This window comes from Streptomyces cucumeris, from assembly GCF_024295805.1.
GTDB classification, from domain to species: Bacteria; Actinomycetota; Actinomycetes; order Streptomycetales; family Streptomycetaceae; genus Streptomyces; species Streptomyces cucumeris.
In genome coordinates this window covers 1-16,021 of record NZ_JANCLX010000003.1, presented here as the reverse complement: position 1 = coordinate 16,021, position 16,021 = coordinate 1, and the positions used below count along the sequence as shown (strand labels likewise).

Here is a 16,021-nt window from a genome sequence, read left to right as displayed (position 1 = left end):
ACCCGCCCTGGCCACGGGCCCCGCACAACGCCCCGGACGCGGGGGGCGCGCCCAGCGCGTCTCCCCGCGTCCGCGGCACTCCCGCCGCTCGTCATGAGGACCGTGGCCCCGGGGCGTCCGGGCCCGCCGGGCCCCCGCCCGTGGTGTCCGGGCGGGTCGGCGGCGCGGGGGCCGGGTCCGGCTCGGTCTCGAGCAGCGCCGTCTGGATCTGCACACTCTTCCGGCGGGCGATGCGCACACCACGCCCCGGCAGCAGGTTGCGGCCCTTGACGTTGCCGAACACATAGCCCTCCGACGGCGGGCAGGACAGCAGGATCCCGGGCGTGTTGACTTCCTGGAGCCGCCGCATCAGCGGCTCGTTCAGTCCGCGCCCCGCGCCCGCGGCCGACCGCGCGACCACCAGGTGCATCCCGACCTCGTAGCCCAGCGCGAGATGGTCCATCAGTGGCGCGAACGGCTGGTTGAGCGGACCGCCGCCACCGACCATGTCGTAGTCGTCGACCAGGACGAACAGCCGTGGCCCCGTCCACCAGTCGCACAGCCGCATCCGCGCCGGGGCGATATCGGGACCCGGCACCCGGGTCCGTACGGCACGGGCCGCTCCGTCGACCAGCTCCTTGAGCGCGTCGATGGACACCGCGTGTCCCAGCCGGTACGCGTCGGGCACCGCCTCCACCAGCTCACGGCGGTAGTCCACCACCATGATGCGGGCCTCGGCGGGTGTGTAGCGCTCGGTGATGGCACGCGCCATCAGCCGCAGCAGATTGGTCTTGCCGCTCTCGGTGTCACCGACGACGATCATGTGCGGATTGGCCGCGAAGTCGTGCCAGACGGTGTCCATCCCGTCCTCCTCGATCCCCAGCGGCACCCGCAGATCGCCCTCGGCGGGCGGCAGTTCGGCCGCGGGCAGGAGGGTGGGCAGCATACGGACCGGCGGCGCGGGCTCGCCCGGCCAGGCGGCACGGGCCCGCGCCACCAGATCGGCCACGCCCTCGGACAGGTCCTCCGCGTCCGGCCGTCCGTCGATCCGCGGCAGCGCCGTCAGATAGTGCAGCTTGGAGTCCCGGGTGAGACCGCGGCCGGCGATCCGCGGCACCCCGGCCGCCTTGCGCACGTCGATGTTGGAGTCCATCGGGTCGCCCATGCGCAGTTCGAGCTGGGTGCCGGACTGGTCGCGCACCGCGGAGGACAGCTCCACCCAGCGGGCGGTGGTGACGATGAGATGGATGCCGTAGTTCAGGCCACGGGCGGCGATGGCATTGAAGGTGGCGATGTGCTGGTCGTAGTCCTGCCGGACGGTGGACCAGCCGTCGATGACCAGGAAGGCGTCGCCATGCTTCTCCTCGGGGAACTCCCCGGCCGCCCGGCGGCGCCGGAAGGTGGCCATCGAGTCGATGCCGTGGTCGAGGAAGAACCGCTCCCGGTGGGCCAGCAGCGAGGTGATCTCGGCGATCACCCGGCCGACGCGCTCCTTGTCCATCCGCGCGGCCACACCGCCGACATGAGGGAGGTCGACCAGTCCGGCCAGGGTGCCACCGCCGAAGTCGAGGCAGTAGAACTGCGCTTCGCGCGGGCTGTGGGTGAGCGCGAGGGACATGATCAGGGTGCGCAGCAGTGTGCTCTTGCCGCTCTGCGGACCACCGGCGATGGCCACATGGCCACCGGCACCGGCGAGGTCCACCAGCAGTTCGTCACGGCGCTGGTCGAAGGGACGGTCCACCACACCGACCGGCGCGGTCAGCCGGCCACGCCGCGCCGCGTCACCGACGGTCAGTCCGTGCTCGGGATGCCCGACGAGCGGCGGCAGCAACTCATCGAGGGTCGACGGCTCGTTCAACGGCGGCAGCCACACCTGGTGTGCGGGGGGCCCGGCGTCCCGCATCCGCTCCACGGCCACCGACAGCAGCGAGTCGCCCTCCTCCTCGTCCGGCTCCTCCGGCTCGTTCTCGGGCAGGTCGGGCATCTGGCGCGGTACGACCCAGCCGGCCGTCCACGGCACCACCTGGCTGGCCACCCGGGCCTGGTGCGCGGTGCCGCTGCGGCGCCGGTACGGACCGGAGACATAGGCGGCGCGGAACCGGGTCAGTGCCTCCACACCCGTCTTGATGAAACCGCTTCCGGGGCGCGGCGGCAGTTCGTAGGCGTCCGGTACGCCCAGCACTCCGCGGCTCTCCATGGCCGAGAAGGTGCGCAGACCGATCCGGTAGGACAGATGGCTCTCGAGCTGGTGCATCCGGCCCTCGTCAAGCCGCTGTGAGGCGAGCAGCAGATGGACTCCGAGGCTGCGTCCGAGCCGTCCGATCATGACGAACAGCTCCATGAACTCGCGGTGCGCGGCGAGCAGTTCGCTGAACTCGTCGACCACCACGAACAGGCTCGGCAGCGGGACCAGCGGGGTCCCGTCGGCGCGCGCCTTCTCGTATTCCAGGGCCGAGGTGTAGTTGCCTGCGGCGCGCAGCAGTTCCTGGCGTCGCATGAGTTCACCGTGGAGGGCGTCCTGCATCCGGGAGACCAGGGCCACCTCGTCGGCGAGGTTGGTGATCACCGCGGAGGTGTGCGGGAGTTCGTCGAGGCCGAGGAAGGTGGCGCCGCCCTTGAAGTCCACCAGGATGAAGTTCAGTGTCTCGGAGGAGTTGGTGAGTGCGAGCCCCAGTACCAGGGTGCGCAGCAGTTCGCTCTTGCCGGAGCCGGTCGCGCCGATGAGCATGCCGTGCGGACCGGTGCCGCCTTGTGCGGACTCCTTGATGTCCAGCTCCACCGGCGCCCCATCGGTGCCCACCGCGATCGGCACCCGCAGCCGGTCCGACCCGGTGCGGCGGGACCACAGCGAGGGCGGTTCATGCCGGTACAGATCCGCGATACCCAGCAGGGTCGTCAGCTCCGTGTCCGTCGCCAGCGGTTCGGCGCTCTCCTGCGCCACACCGATGCGGTACGGGGCCAGCCGCTTGGCCAGTGAGACGGCGGTGCCCGTGCTCAACCGGTCCGGCAGGCCGAGCGGGGTGGTCTGCTCCTTGCGCTCCCGGTCGGTGCGCACCAGCCGCATCACCTCCTCGGCCAGATCCAGCCGCAAGGTGGCCCGGCCGGGCCGCCAGGTGAGCGAACCGGCCAGGTCCAGGACGACCGCGTTGCGGAAACCCGGCCCGTCCATCCGGTGGCCACCCGGCACCGTCACGCCGTCCAGGACCACCACGGTGTACGGTTCCTCACGCCCCGGCGTCACATCGGGCTCGAACGGCGGCCGCTCGCCGAACTCCGCCCCGAGCAGATCGTCGAGCTCGTTGACCGAGGACACCACCATCCGGACCGAACCCGCGCCGTCGGACTCCTGCTGGTGGAGATTGTGCGGAAGCCACTTCGCCCATTCCCAGTCCGCGCGCCGCTCGTCGGCCGCGCACACCGCGATCCACAGATCCTCGGGCGCGTGCACCACGGCCAGTTGCGCCAGCATCGCCCGTGCCAGCGCCCGGCTGCGCTCCTCGTCCCCCCGGAACAACACCCGGGCCCAGGTGCGCAGATAGATCGCGATCGGCTGCTCGGGCACGGTGGAGTACGCCCGGATGAAGCTGCGCAGGGCATGGGCGCTCAGCGGCTCCAGGTCCTCCACCGGCTTGGTGGACAGCGGAGCCAGCCGCAGTCCCAGCTTCTGGTCGCCGACCGCCACCCGCACCTCGGCGAAGTCGTCGTCGCCGGGCCGGCGCTCCCACAGCCTGGTGGTGCCCACCAGCGACCACAGCGCGCCCGGGGCGGGATGGCGCCAGGCCAGCGCCCGCTGCTGGTCGACCACCGCGGAGCGCACCTTGCGCCGGGTCTGGCGCAGATAGCGCAGGTAGTCACGTCGCTCGCCCTTGAGCCGCTGCTTGCGCTCGCTGCCCCGGCGCGCGAACTGCCCCAGGATCATGGCGCCCGCGGACACCACCATCATGCCCAGCGCCACATACATGAACGCACCGCTCCGGGAACCCCCCGGCCTCATGTACATGAACATCATGGACACCGACATCAGCGCCATGGGCAGGTAGTTCCACACCGCCGAACTGTCCGGCGTCACCTCCGGGAGCGTGGGCGGCTCCTGGAGGCTCAGCTCGCCTTCGGGCATGTCCGGTCCGCGCCGACGCGCGGGCCTGCGGAACAGGACGGTACTCAAGTGAGCGGTCTCCTTAGGGGTGCTGCCGGGGGAGTGCACCCGGCACGGCACGCCGGGGCGGCGTTCGGGCGCTGACCTGGGTGGCAGGGCAGCGGGATACGAGTGAGCGGGCAGGCGCAGGAGACGGCAGGGCCGTGTGGGCCGGACCGGGGGCAGGAACCCCGGCCGGGGTGTGAAGAGTCTACGATCCGACTCTACGGTGCGTTGAGACGGCCGCTCCACGGTGCGTTGAAACGGCCGCGAAGCAGCAGGCGGTGCAGCAAGTAGTGTGCAACCGATCCGCGCACACGTCCAACGCAAGCCACTCCCGGAGAACCCCCGAATCTCCCGACGAAGCGTGAGTTTCCCCATGACCGACAGTGCAACGGCAGGGTTGTGCCGCATCACGGTGCGCGCGCCCGCCAAGTCCATCGACCTCGCGGTGCCCGCGGACGTACCCGTGGCAGATCTGTTGCCCACCCTGGTGAGTTACGCCGGAGACACACTCGCCGAGGAGGGCTTGGAACACGGAGGCTGGGTCCTTCAGCGGCTCGGTGGCGGGCCGTTGGAGGAGGACGCCAGTCTGGAGTCCCTCGGACTGCTCGACGGCGAGACGCTCTATCTGCGCCCCCGCGCCGACACCCTGCCCGAAGTCCTGCTGGACGACCTGGTGGACGGCATCGCCACCACCATGGCGGACCGCCCCTTCGGCTGGACGGCGCGGACCGCCCGCCGGGTGCTGCTGGCACTGCTGGTCCTCACCCTGGCCGCCGGGCTCGTCGTACTGGCCCAGCCCGGCTACTCCGGCTCGGTGCGCGCACTGGCCGCGGCCGCGGCAGGTGTGCTGCTGCTCGGCGGCGCCGGATCCGCGAGCCGAGCCGTCGGCGACGCCGAGGCGGGCGCCGCGCTGGGCTTCACCGCCGTGCCCTACTTCGCGCTGGCCGGCTGGCTGTTGCCCGGCGGGGAGCTGAGCGGCCCGCACCACTACACCACCCTGGGCGCCCGGTTGCTGGCGGCGGGAGCTGCGGGCGCCGGCGGGGCGATGCTCGCGGTCGCGGTGGTGGCCGCCTTCGCCGCGCTCTTCCTCGCCCTGGTCGCCGTCGCGGTGGCGACCGTCCTGGCCGCGGTGCTGATGATGACCTGGGACCTCGGACCGGCCCACGCGGCCGGGATCATCGCCCTGGCGGCGGTCGTCTTCGGAGCCTTCGTCCCGTCGATGTCCTTCCGGCTGTCCGGGCTGCGCATGCCACCCCTTCCCACCAACGCCCAGCAGCTCCAGGAGGGCATCGAACCGCACGCCCCGTCCGCCGTGGCCGCCCGCACCGTGGTCGCCGACGGCTGGATGACCGGTCTGTACGCGGCCACCGGCGCCATCTGCGCCGCCTGCCTGTACGGACTCGCCTACCGGCCCAGCCTGCCCAACACCCTCACCGTCGTGGCCCTGTCGCTGCTCCTGCTGCTGCACAGCCGCGGCCTCGGCAACACCCTCCAGCGGCTCTCCCTCGTGACCGCCGGGGTCTGGGGCGCCGTGCTGCTCGCCCACGACGCGGCCACCTCGGCCACCCCCGCCGGGCGACTGCTGCTGACGGCCTCGCTGCTCGCGGTCGCGGCGGCGACCGCCATCGCCTCCTGGACCGTCCCCGGCCGGCGGCTCGTGCCCTACTGGGGCCGGGCGGCCGAGCTGCTGCACTCCGCCATGGCCATCAGCCTGCTGCCCCTGTCGCTGTGGGTGCTGGGTGTGTACGGCGCGCTGCGCGCCTTCAACGGATAGTCCGGAGGACCCGTTCCGATGCAGAACAAACGCGACCAGGTCCAGGCCCATATGTTCCTGATGGGCCGACTCACCTCCAGCATGCTGCGCTCCGACCCCGACGCGCCCGAGAGCCCCCAGGGCCGCACCAACCGGGGCATCACGATCGGCATCATCATCGCCGTGCTGCTGTGTGCCGGAGCCTTTGTGCTCGGCCTGATCAAGCCCGGCCAGCAGAGCTCCTGGCGGTCCTCCGGCGACCTCATCGTCAACAAGGAGACCGGCGGCCGCTACCTCTACCTCGACGGCCGGCTGCGCCCGGTGCGCAACTACTCCTCGGCCCTGCTCCTCGGCGGCGCCGACATGGGCACCACCACCGTGAGCTCGGCCTCCCTGAAGGGCACCCCCTACGGCACTCCGATCGGCATCGAGGGCGCGCCCGATGAACTCCCGGGGCCCGACGCGCTGTCCGACGAGCCCTGGCAGGTGTGCTCCACCGCCGTCCCCGCCGTGACGAAGTCCGGCCCCCGGGCCGTCACCACGCTCGCCGTCGGCAACGAGGCCCAGGGCGACGGGCTCGGCACCGGTGAAGGTCTGCTGGTCGCGGGGCCGGAGGGCACCGACTACCTGGTGTGGCAGGGCAGCCGACTCCGCCTGGACCGCAAGTCCGGGGCCGAGGAGGCGCTCGGCTACGCGTCCACCAGGCCCGTCCCGGTCTCGGCCGCCTTCCTGAACGCACTGCCCGCGGGGCCCGATCTGGCCGCTCCGCGTACCTCCGGGCTCGGGGATGAGGGCCCCCGGATGGGCGGCCGGAGCACCACGGTCGGCCAGGTCTTCAAGCTGGCCGTACCGGGTGCCAGTACGCGTTACTACGTGCTCGGCGAGGACGGACTCAAGCCGCTCACCCCGACCGAGGTGGCCCTGCTGCTGGGCGACCCGGGCACCCGCCAGAAGGCGTACGGCGGCGCTTCCCCGGCGCCCGTGCCGCTCACCTCGGAGGCGTTGAGGGAACACCTCGCCCCCGGGGCGGGGCAGTCCAAGGGTCCGGGGGAGTCCCCGGAGAACCCGCCGAAGGCGGTGGCGGTGCCCGGCGGCCACGCCCTGTGCGCCCGGGTGACGCCGGAGGGCAAGGGAACGCGCGTCGGGGTCACCCTGCCCGCCACACCCGACCTCGGTCCGGCCGCCCAGCACGCCTCCGGAGTGGCCGCGGCGGCCTGTCTGCCGGTGGACCGGATCACCGTGCCGCCGGGCGGCGGAGCGCTGGTACGGGCCGTGGGCGCGGGTGGCGGCAAGGTCGGCAACACGGTCTACCTCGTCACCGAGACGGGGGTGAAGTACCGCCTGTCCAGTGGGGACGCGGTGGCCGCGCTGGGCTACGACAAGGTGACACCGAAGGAGCTGCCCCTGCTGATGCTGGCGATGCTCCCCTCCGGCCCTGACCTGCACCCCAAGGCCGCCGAGAGCGGCCGTGCGGATGTCACGGCGCCGCGCTGTGACGTGCGGAAGAAGGCCGGACACACAAAAAGCAATCTGACGACAAGTCAGAAGGACGGGAAGACAACCCCCGACGCCTAGCATCACCGGTCCCGGATCGAAACGACGAGAGGGACACCCGTGGCCGGTAACGGAATGCAGCAGTCGGAGGAATCCGCAACACGGAACGGCGTCCAGGCGCTGGAGATGGCGTTCAGCGGCGTCCTGAAGTGCCGCCAGGACGTGGAGAGCACCAAGAACAACCTCATGGCCCACTACAAGGGCAGTGACGGTGGCGCCTTCAAGGACCTGGTCACCTCCTGGGAGGAGAAGGCCGACGTCATCCTGACCAACGTCCAGGACATGATCGAAACGCTGAACCAGACCCTCGCCGAGCACGGCAAGCAGCAGGGTTCCTCGAACGAGGCCATCAACCAGGCCTACGCGGCGTCGGACTCCGTCTTCGACGCCCTGGCCGGCTGACCGGCACAGTCCGGACCTACACCCCTGCGCATCCGAAGCGAGACGAGGACAGGCAATGAGCGATTTCAGTGACGGCTACATCTACGTCGACTACTCGCAGATGAGCAACGCCGCTGACGACATGATCAGTCAGACCAAGGCCATCGCGACCACACTCTCCAACCTGGAGATGGAGCTCAACGAGCTCAAGAACTCGTGGATCGGTGATGACAAGGACGTCTACACCCAGAAGCAGCAGGCGTGGGACAACGCGGTCAAGGCCATGGAGGACCTGCTGACCAAGCACTCCACCCTGCTGACCTCGGTCTCCGAGAACTACCAGTACAGCGAGAAGTCACTGACCGAGATGTGGGGCTCGGTGAAGATCGGCCGCTGACGCCGGTCGGCGCGGCCGAGGCCCCCGAAGGAAGCGAAGGAAAGGACACGTCGTGGCCAAGGAAGACCCGAACTCCCATACCAAGAAGCTGTCCATGGACAAGGCGGGGCTCCAGTCGTTCCTGGACGACCGTGTCCTGCCCTTCAAGGACGAGATCCGCAAGATCGGCCTGGACGACGTCAGCAACGGGCCGACGATGGCCACGCTGATCGGTGACGCAGACATCACCGAGGAGGGCTTCGACTCCTATGACACCGGCAAGCCGCTGGGCATCGGGTTCATGCTGCAGGCGGCCAACCTCGGCGGCAAGGGCGAGCAGCTCAACAAGGCCGTCGGCAAGACCGCCACTGATCTGACGACCCTCTACGAGGAGCAGACCAAGCTCTTCAAGGACATCGAGGACAACCTGCGGGACACCATCGACACTCTCTTCAAGGCGCAGAGCGACAACCTGCTGTCGATAGACGGCCAGGAGTTCCTGGACGTGTTCGAGGACGTCGATGAGGACCTCCAGGGCGGCGGCAAGGGTGGCGGGGGCGGGGACGACAACGACGACGATTGACCGAGTAACCGCCCCCGTACCGCTCTGACCCCCATCGTCCAGCCTCCGGAGAAGTCACGTCGTGTCCGATGAGTCCAAGCGGGTCTTCCCCGCTCATTCCACCGACGACTACTGGCACCTCGCCGTCAAGGTGCTGACCGGGTATGAGGCGCCACTACGGCAGGACCTCTTCGGTGACCTCCTCGGGAACGACAAGATTCCGCTGATGCGGGTGGAGTTCTCGGACCATGACGGAGAGCCGTCCAACGCCACGCTCGACGCGGTCAACGACATGGAGTGGCGTACCGAGAACTCCGGGTGGCGCATCGAGAACACCGACTTCGTGGTGCCCTTCTACTCAGGGAAGCACGGCTCGATCGGGGACGCCGCGGTGGGCACCAAGGTCAAGATGAAGAAGGCCCGTGTCACCCTGCTGGGCACCGCGGGTACCGACTCACCCCCGGCGGGCGGTGTGGTCGTGGGCGGTGATTTCAAGAGCAAGCTGGGCAAGGACTTCCAGGGTCAGAGCAAGGACACGGTCTGGAGCAACAAGGCCCTGTCGCAGTACAGCTACGGCACCGGAAGGGCGCTGGACTGGCTGCTGAAGCACGGCAGCACCATCGATTTCGATTGGAACGATCTCCGGGTCGAGAACAAGAACGCCGTGAACCTGGAGTCGTTCAAGGATGCGGCCGAGGCCTATGACCGGGCCGCTCAGTTCTTCGCCCACCGGTACAAGGACCTCCAGGACTGGGAGTTCGACCTCGGCAAGGAGGAAGCCTCCTGGAAGGGCCAGGCCGCGGGGGTCTTCAGGGACATGATCCATGGCCTGGCCCGCAACTATGAGTCGTACAGTGAGCAGTTCCCCGTTTCCGGGAGCCTCCACTCGAAGTACGGCAACGACCTGCGGAAGTTCCGGACGGACATCGAGACGGCCGTACGCAAGCTGCAGGCCAAGTGGGACACCTGGCAGCGGCTCACCGGGAACCCGCTGCGCTGGCTGCACGACATCCTGCTCGAAGTCACGGACGACGTGTGGGACAACAACATCAAGAAGGTTCGCTACAAGATCAGCAGCACCTATCACGGCGTGGGAACCAGGGGAGACCACAAGGTCAAATTTGATGGCTTCTACGGCGGATCCCGGAAGTACGGGCCGCTGGAGGACAAGGAGACCTGGAAGAAGATCGGCGAGGAGGCCATCAAGCGCTGGCAGCAGAGCGTCATCGATGTCCTGGGCACGGCAGGCAAACAGGCCCTCATCGACGTTCAGAACTCCTTCAACGACCAGAAGTTCCCGAAGAAGATCGACACCGCTACCACCAGCCTGAGCGAGCAGTTCGCCAAGGATCAGGCCGCGCACGACAGGGCCGAACAGAAGAAGAAGGAGGAAGCGGCGGAGAAGAGGGCCGCAGACGCGGAGAAGAAGGCCGAGCAGCGGCAGGAAGAGGCCGACCGCAAGGCGGAGGAGAGGCAGAAGGAGCAGGACAGGAAGCAGGAGGAGGCCGAGAAGAGGGCGGAGCAGAAGCAGGCGGAGCAGGAGGCCAAGCAGGAACAGAAGGAGAAGGAAGCCGAAGAGAAGCAGGCGCAGAAGGAGAAGGAGGCGGAGCAGAAGCAGGCCGAGCAGGAGGCCAAGCAGGAACAGAAGGAGAAGGAAGCCGAAGAGAAGCAGGCGGAGCAGGAGAAGAAGGCCGAGCAGAAGGAACAGGAGCAGGAGTCCAAGCAGGCGGAGAAGGAGCAGGAGGCGGAGCAGAAGCAGGCGGAGCAGGAGGCCAAGCAGGAACAGAAGGAGAAGGAAGCCGAGCAGAAGCAGGCCGAACAGGAGAAGAAGGCCGAGCAGCGGCAGCAGGAGCAGGAACAACAGCAGGTTATTGCGACTAATACGGCGCGAGCCGAGCGCGAGCAGCAGAAGAAGGAACAGCAACGCAAGGAAGCCGAGCAGGAGGCCAAGCAGGAACAGAAGGAGCAGGAGGCAGAGCAGAAGCAGGCCGAGCAGGAGAAGAAGGCCGAGCAGAAGGAACAGGAAGCCGAGAAGAAGCAGGAGGAGAAGGAGAAGGAGGCCGAACAGCAGCGGATCAAGACCGAGAGCGAGTACGAGGCCAAGCAGGCCGAGCAGGAGGCCAAGCAGGCGGAGAAGGAGAAGGAGGCGGAGCAGAAGCAGGCCGAGCAGGAGGCCAAGCAGGAGCAGAAGGAGCAGGAGGCAGAGCAGAAGCAGGCGGAGCAGGAGAAGAAGGCCGAGAAGCTGCAGCAGGAGCAGGAGGCCAAGCAGGAACAGAAGGAGCAGGAGGCAGAGCAGAAGCAGGCGGAGCAGGAGAAGAAGGCCGAGAAGCTCCAGCAGGAGCAGGAAGCCAAGCAGGAGCAGAAGGAGAAGGAGGCGGAGCAGAAGCAGGCTGAGCAGGAGGCCAAGCAGGAACAGAAAGAGCAGGAAGCCGAGAAGCGCCAGCAGCAGTTGGAAGCCGAGCAGGAACAGAAGCAGAAGGAAGCCGAGGAGCGTTACAACAAGCAGGCCGGCGAACTCGGACTCGGCGGCGGACGCGGGCTCGGCGACCTCGGTCCGGACTCCGGACTCCCCGGCGAGAACGGCGCCACGACCACCCTCAACTCCGACGGGTCGGTCACCCTGGACTCCCCCGACGGCAGCTCCCGGACCATCGATTTGCCCAGCGGCGACGTCTCGACGACCCTGCCCGACGGTTCCCATATCTCCGACTCGCTGAGCCCCGGACACTCGATCACCAACGGCGACGGCTCCGTCACCACCATGAACCGTGACGGCACCCTCACCACCGAATTCCCCGACGGCAGCCGCAGCGTCCTGGACCCGGACAAGGGGACGCTCACCAACCACCAGCCCGATGGCACGACCGTCACCACCCCCATCGAACGCGGTCAGACACTCCCCAGTGAGCTCGGTGGCGCATCCCTCCCCGGCGGCTCACACGGCGGCTCGGTCTACTCGCCCTCGTACGACGGCGAGGGCTACGAGGAGGAGCTGTACGACCAGCTCTCCAACTCGGACGACGGCCAGCGCGGACTCGGCTCCGGCAACGGGCCGGGCGGCGGTATGCCGATGCTGCCCCCCGGCACCCGCATCAACGGTATGACCACCGGCGGCGGTGCGAACGAGAGCGAGCGCGTCCGCGGTGTCATGGACGACGGGCAGCCCATCACCCGGCGCGTTCCCAGCCAGGCACGGGGTGGCTACCAGCAGGAGGAGGTGCCCGTCGCGACCCGGGGCGGTACCTCCACCATGTCCGGTGGTATGCCCTTCATGCCGCCCGGTGGCGGAATGGGCGGGGGCGGTCAGCAGACGGAGTCGGCCGACCGTGAACGCGCCTCCTGGATGGAGGAGGACGAGGACGTCTGGGGTACCGACGAGGGCGGCGCGCCCGCGGTGATCGGACGTTGAGCACGGTGAGCGGAGCGAGGGAAGGACGGTCGTGAGCGAATCGATCAAGGACCGGCTGGCCAAGGCCGTGGCCCAGCTGGAAGAGACCAAGAAGGCCGTGGCGCATGCGCAGGAGCAGCTGAGCACCGCGTCGGTCACCGTGCGATCCCGCGACCGAAGCGTGGAGGTCACCGTCAACGCACAGGGGCAGCTCAGCGAGGTGAAGTTCCTCGACGGCAAGTACCGGTCCCTGGGCGCATCGCAGCTTTCGGCGTCCGTGATGGAGGCGGCCCGGCAGGCACAGGCACAGATGGCGCAGACGGTGCTGGACACCTTCCGGCCACTGTCCGAGACCGCGGGGGCCAGGCCCCATATCGAGGGCTCCGGTGTCGACTGGGACCAGATCTTCGGGCCGCTCACGGACACGGTGGCCCGTGGCGCGAGCGCTCGCGGCGGGGCCAGTGACGGGCTGCGTGACGAGATCCATGAAGACGGCGAGAAGAGGTAGCGCAATGAGTTTCGGATACGACGACAAGTTCGAGGCCGACCCCGGTCGGCTCCAGAGCTTCCTCGACGAGAACGAGCGGGTCGCCAAGTCGGTCCGCTCCATGGGCCATGACTTCGTGGCGGACCTCGAGCCGTACTCGAACTGGTACGGGATCGACGATGAATTCGCGAAGGAGGCGGGCCCTCAGTACCGCAAGGACGTCGACTCCGTGCGGGCGACCTTCACGGCCATCGGTGCGGCCGTCGCCGGTATCAGCGGCGGACGGCTCCAGGAGATCATGGGCATCAAGAAGGCCCAGAACTTCGCCATGGACAACATGCAGGAGGCCAAGGCGGCGACGCACAACGTCGGTGAGAGTGGTAGCGGAAAGCACTGAGCGTGATCCCGGACAGCATTGAGTTCAACGACGATGAGCGAAGGCTCCTCGTCGCCCTGCTGGGCCAGATGCCGCTCCAGGCGTCGTCGGACTTGGCGTTCAGCAGCAGCAACCCCTTCGAAGACTGGGCCGACCGTGTGGTGGCGCTGCGCGACACCCTCACGGACCTGGTGAACAAAGTCGATGGGGCGCTGCCGCCTGCCGTCGCCCGGCAGTACAAAGAGGCGATGGCGCCGCTGATCGGCGGCAACGGCTCGGATCCGCTGTCCGAACTCGCCCAGCAGCTCAGAGGGCAGCTCGCAAAAAACCAAATACAGCACTCCAGAAACATCATGGAGTCGAAGTTCGAGATCATCGCCGAGATCATCCTGCTGATGACTCAGCTCGCCATCATCGCGGCGCTGTCCTTCTTCACCGGTGGGCTGTCCTTCAGCGAGGGCGCCGCGGCCAAGGCCCGGAGCACCGTCGCGATCCTGATGACGCTCGACCGGCTGCTGCGCTCCACGCATCTGCTGCCGTCCTTCAGCGAGGCCCTGGAGGAGGCGTTCACCACCTTCGCGGTGCGGCTGGCGATGCTGACCCTGAACGACGGCGACCGGCGCCCCGACGGCATCGACTGGGGCAACATCGGCAAGTCGGCGGCCTTCGGCGCCCTGGCCGGCTTCTTCGCCAGCGGGCTCTCCCAGTTCATCGGCAACATCTTCAAGCACCAGTTCAAGAACTTCGGTGACAACAAGTGGGCGAAGTTCGGGGGAGAGATCTTCCGGGCATTCGCCAGTGAGGGACCCGGTGAGTCCGCCGCCGAGGTGCTGATCAACGGTGCCTTCGAGGGCAAGTGGAAGTTCGACCCGATGACCCTGTGGGGCGGCGGCGTCAGCGCCGTCTCCGAACTCCTCATCGAGACCGCCATCGAGAACATCGCCAAGGACCTGAACAACAAGTTCTTCGGTGGCAGGAACATCTTCACCACGCACAACCCGCTGCCCGGGCCGGAGTCCGTGCTCGGCGGCGGTTCCGGTCACGGTGGCTCCAAGACGTCCACCCCGCCCGCCGCCGTTCCGACCCCGCACGAACCGCCGCCGGTCACCACCACCCCGACGGTCACACCACCCACGACCGTCACCCCGCCGGTCACGGCCCCCGTGCCGACCACGACCGCCCCCACACCGGTCGACGGTGACGGCGACGGTGTCCTGGACAACGACCCCATCACGACGGCGGATCCGTACGCGGATACGGATCTCTACCCGGACTCCGACTCGGAGTCCCTCTACGACTCCGACACCGAGTCCATCGCGGGATCGGACACCACCTTCGACGACACCGCCTCGGACATCACCGACTGGTCCGACTACGAGGAGACCACGCCGTTCGCGGACACCGATCCGGCCACGGCACCCTTGCCCACCGGCAAGACGGGAGCCACCACCCCCGATCCACTGCCGGACACCATTCCCGCGTCCCTGCCGGACACGACCGCCACCTCACGCCCGGACACGACCGCGTCGCCGCTGCCGCACTCGTCCACAGGGGACACCACGTCCTCGCCGTCGCGCCCCCGTGATCTGGACCGGAGCACACCGGAGACGACCCTCCCCGGCGGAACGCTCCAGGAAGACACCACTCCGGAAGGCACGACCCCGGGCGAGGGCACACTGCCCGACGGCACACCGGACACCACGGCGGACACCCGCCAGGTGCCGTCCGGGCGTCCGGCCACCGGCCCGGCGGACGCCACCCACGGATCCCACGGCAACACGTCACCCGCCACCACCCAGCAGGACTCCACGCGGCAGGAAACGGGCGACGGCAACGCCCTCGACGGCAGCGAGCAGGAGTCCGCGACGTCCGGCACCGAGGACCAGGACGCCGTGGACACCGCTCCCGCGGCTTCCGGGATCCCGGCGGAGTCCGACCGGGGTGCCCAGACCCGTCTGGTCGACCCGGTCCGCGACCCCGTGCGTCCCGAACAGTGGCGGTCGCACCAGCAGGACGCCTCCGATCCGTTCGCACGTCCCGGGAGCCGCGAGGCGTCCGCCGCCGACACCACGGCGACGGACCAGGACGAGGCCGCCCGGACGGCGGAGACGGCGTACACACCGGAGCCACTCCTGGCGCCGCACACCCCGACGGCTCCTGTGACACCCGTCGCCGGGCCCGAGAACGCGGTCCGTCCCTCGGTGCAGCGCGTACAGGCCGACGACGGCCGCTGGGTGCGGCAGCTGTCGCTGGAACTTCCCGTCCGGTTCGCCGAGGGGTCCGACCCCGCGCAACTCCAGTCCGTACAGGATCGGTTGACTGATCTGCTCGACACCCATGTCAACCACGGTCTGCCGCTGCCCCGCTCGGGCGATCAGCTCCACGTCGAGCTGAAGCTCGTCGACTCCCCGGACCATCCCGGCGCCGTGGAACTCAGCACCTCGGACACGCCCCCGAGCGTCGACCAGCTCCATGTGCCCACGTACTCCGAGGGGCCCGCCACCGCACCGGCCGAGCAGGAGCGCCGACGGCGCGACGACACGGCGGCGCTGCGCCGGGTGATGCGGTACACCGGACTGACGGACGGGTACGGCGAGACCGGCCCGGACGGACTGCCGGGCCCGGCAGTCCCCCTGGAGCAGCTCCGCACCATCGAGGACGCCACCGAACCCGGCGGTCTCATCTCCGACGACCTCGCCCCCGCCGCCCCGCCGGTCGCCATCACCACCTCGTCCGACGGTCCGCGTGACCGCGGGACACCCGCCCCGGCCCCGCGGCAGACGGCCGGGAGCGCCGAGAGTGCGAAGACCGCCGAGAGCGTCGCCGTACCGAGCGGTGTGCGGGATCAGACTCCTCGGACTGCCCAGGTGAAGCCACAGCCGCCGACCTCGTCGACCGGTCGGGTGGACCGTGGTTGGCATCAGCAGGCTGTGGTGCACAGCATCGTGGACGGGGGTGGTAAGCGGGTTGGTGAGGCGTCGTTCTCTGCGGGTGAGTTCGCTCGTCGGCGTCCTGCGCTGGAGC

At 69.0% G+C, this 16,021-nt stretch carries 9 protein-coding genes and 1 pseudogene; 9 read left to right on the top strand and 1 reads right to left on the bottom strand.

The genetic code is table 11. The features are described from left to right. Positions 1-91: 91 nt before the first annotated feature. Complete coding sequence (gene eccCa / locus NMK44_RS05420; RefSeq protein ID WP_254738825.1) at positions 92-4,144, bottom strand: type VII secretion protein EccCa; 4,053 nt, start codon at positions 4,142-4,144, stop codon at positions 92-94. Between the two features lie 349 nt (positions 4,145-4,493). Between eccCa and eccD the strand changes: the two genes are divergently transcribed. The 9 genes and pseudogenes from eccD to NMK44_RS05375 all read left to right on the top strand — a co-directional run. Then, a complete protein-coding gene (gene eccD / locus NMK44_RS05415; RefSeq protein ID WP_254738823.1) occupies positions 4,494-5,894 on the top strand; it encodes a type VII secretion integral membrane protein EccD in 1,401 nt (466 codons plus the stop codon). A gap of 18 nt (positions 5,895-5,912) precedes the next feature. Further along, positions 5,913-7,448 carry a type VII secretion protein EccB gene (eccB, locus tag NMK44_RS05410; RefSeq protein ID WP_254738821.1) on the top strand — a complete coding sequence of 512 codons (1,536 nt, stop codon included), beginning with the start codon at positions 5,913-5,915 and terminating at the stop codon, positions 7,446-7,448. Positions 7,449-7,487: 39 nt separating this feature from the next. Continuing rightward, positions 7,488-7,829 carry a hypothetical protein gene (locus NMK44_RS05405; RefSeq protein ID WP_254738820.1) on the top strand — a complete coding sequence of 114 codons (342 nt, stop codon included), beginning with the start codon at positions 7,488-7,490 and terminating at the stop codon, positions 7,827-7,829. A 55-nt stretch (positions 7,830-7,884) separates the two neighbouring features. Next, positions 7,885-8,205, top strand: a complete 321-nt coding sequence (locus NMK44_RS05400; protein ID WP_254738819.1) for a WXG100 family type VII secretion target — start codon at positions 7,885-7,887, stop codon at positions 8,203-8,205. A 52-nt stretch (positions 8,206-8,257) separates the two neighbouring features. Further along, complete coding sequence (locus tag NMK44_RS05395) at positions 8,258-8,767, top strand: type VII secretion system-associated protein (RefSeq protein WP_254738818.1); 510 nt, start codon at positions 8,258-8,260, stop codon at positions 8,765-8,767. A 61-nt stretch (positions 8,768-8,828) separates the two neighbouring features. Further along, a complete protein-coding gene (locus NMK44_RS41975; RefSeq protein WP_308358327.1) occupies positions 8,829-12,155 on the top strand; it encodes an AAWKG family protein in 3,327 nt (1,108 codons plus the stop codon). Between the two features lie 31 nt (positions 12,156-12,186). Next, entirely contained in the window at positions 12,187-12,642 is a 456-nt protein-coding gene (locus NMK44_RS05385) for a YbaB/EbfC family nucleoid-associated protein (protein WP_254738817.1), read from the top strand. Between the two features lie 4 nt (positions 12,643-12,646). After that, a complete protein-coding gene (locus NMK44_RS05380; protein WP_254738816.1) occupies positions 12,647-13,018 on the top strand; it encodes a hypothetical protein in 372 nt (123 codons plus the stop codon). A gap of 2 nt (positions 13,019-13,020) precedes the next feature. Next, positions 13,021-16,021, top strand: a pseudogene (locus NMK44_RS05375) (hypothetical protein); the annotation flags it as partial.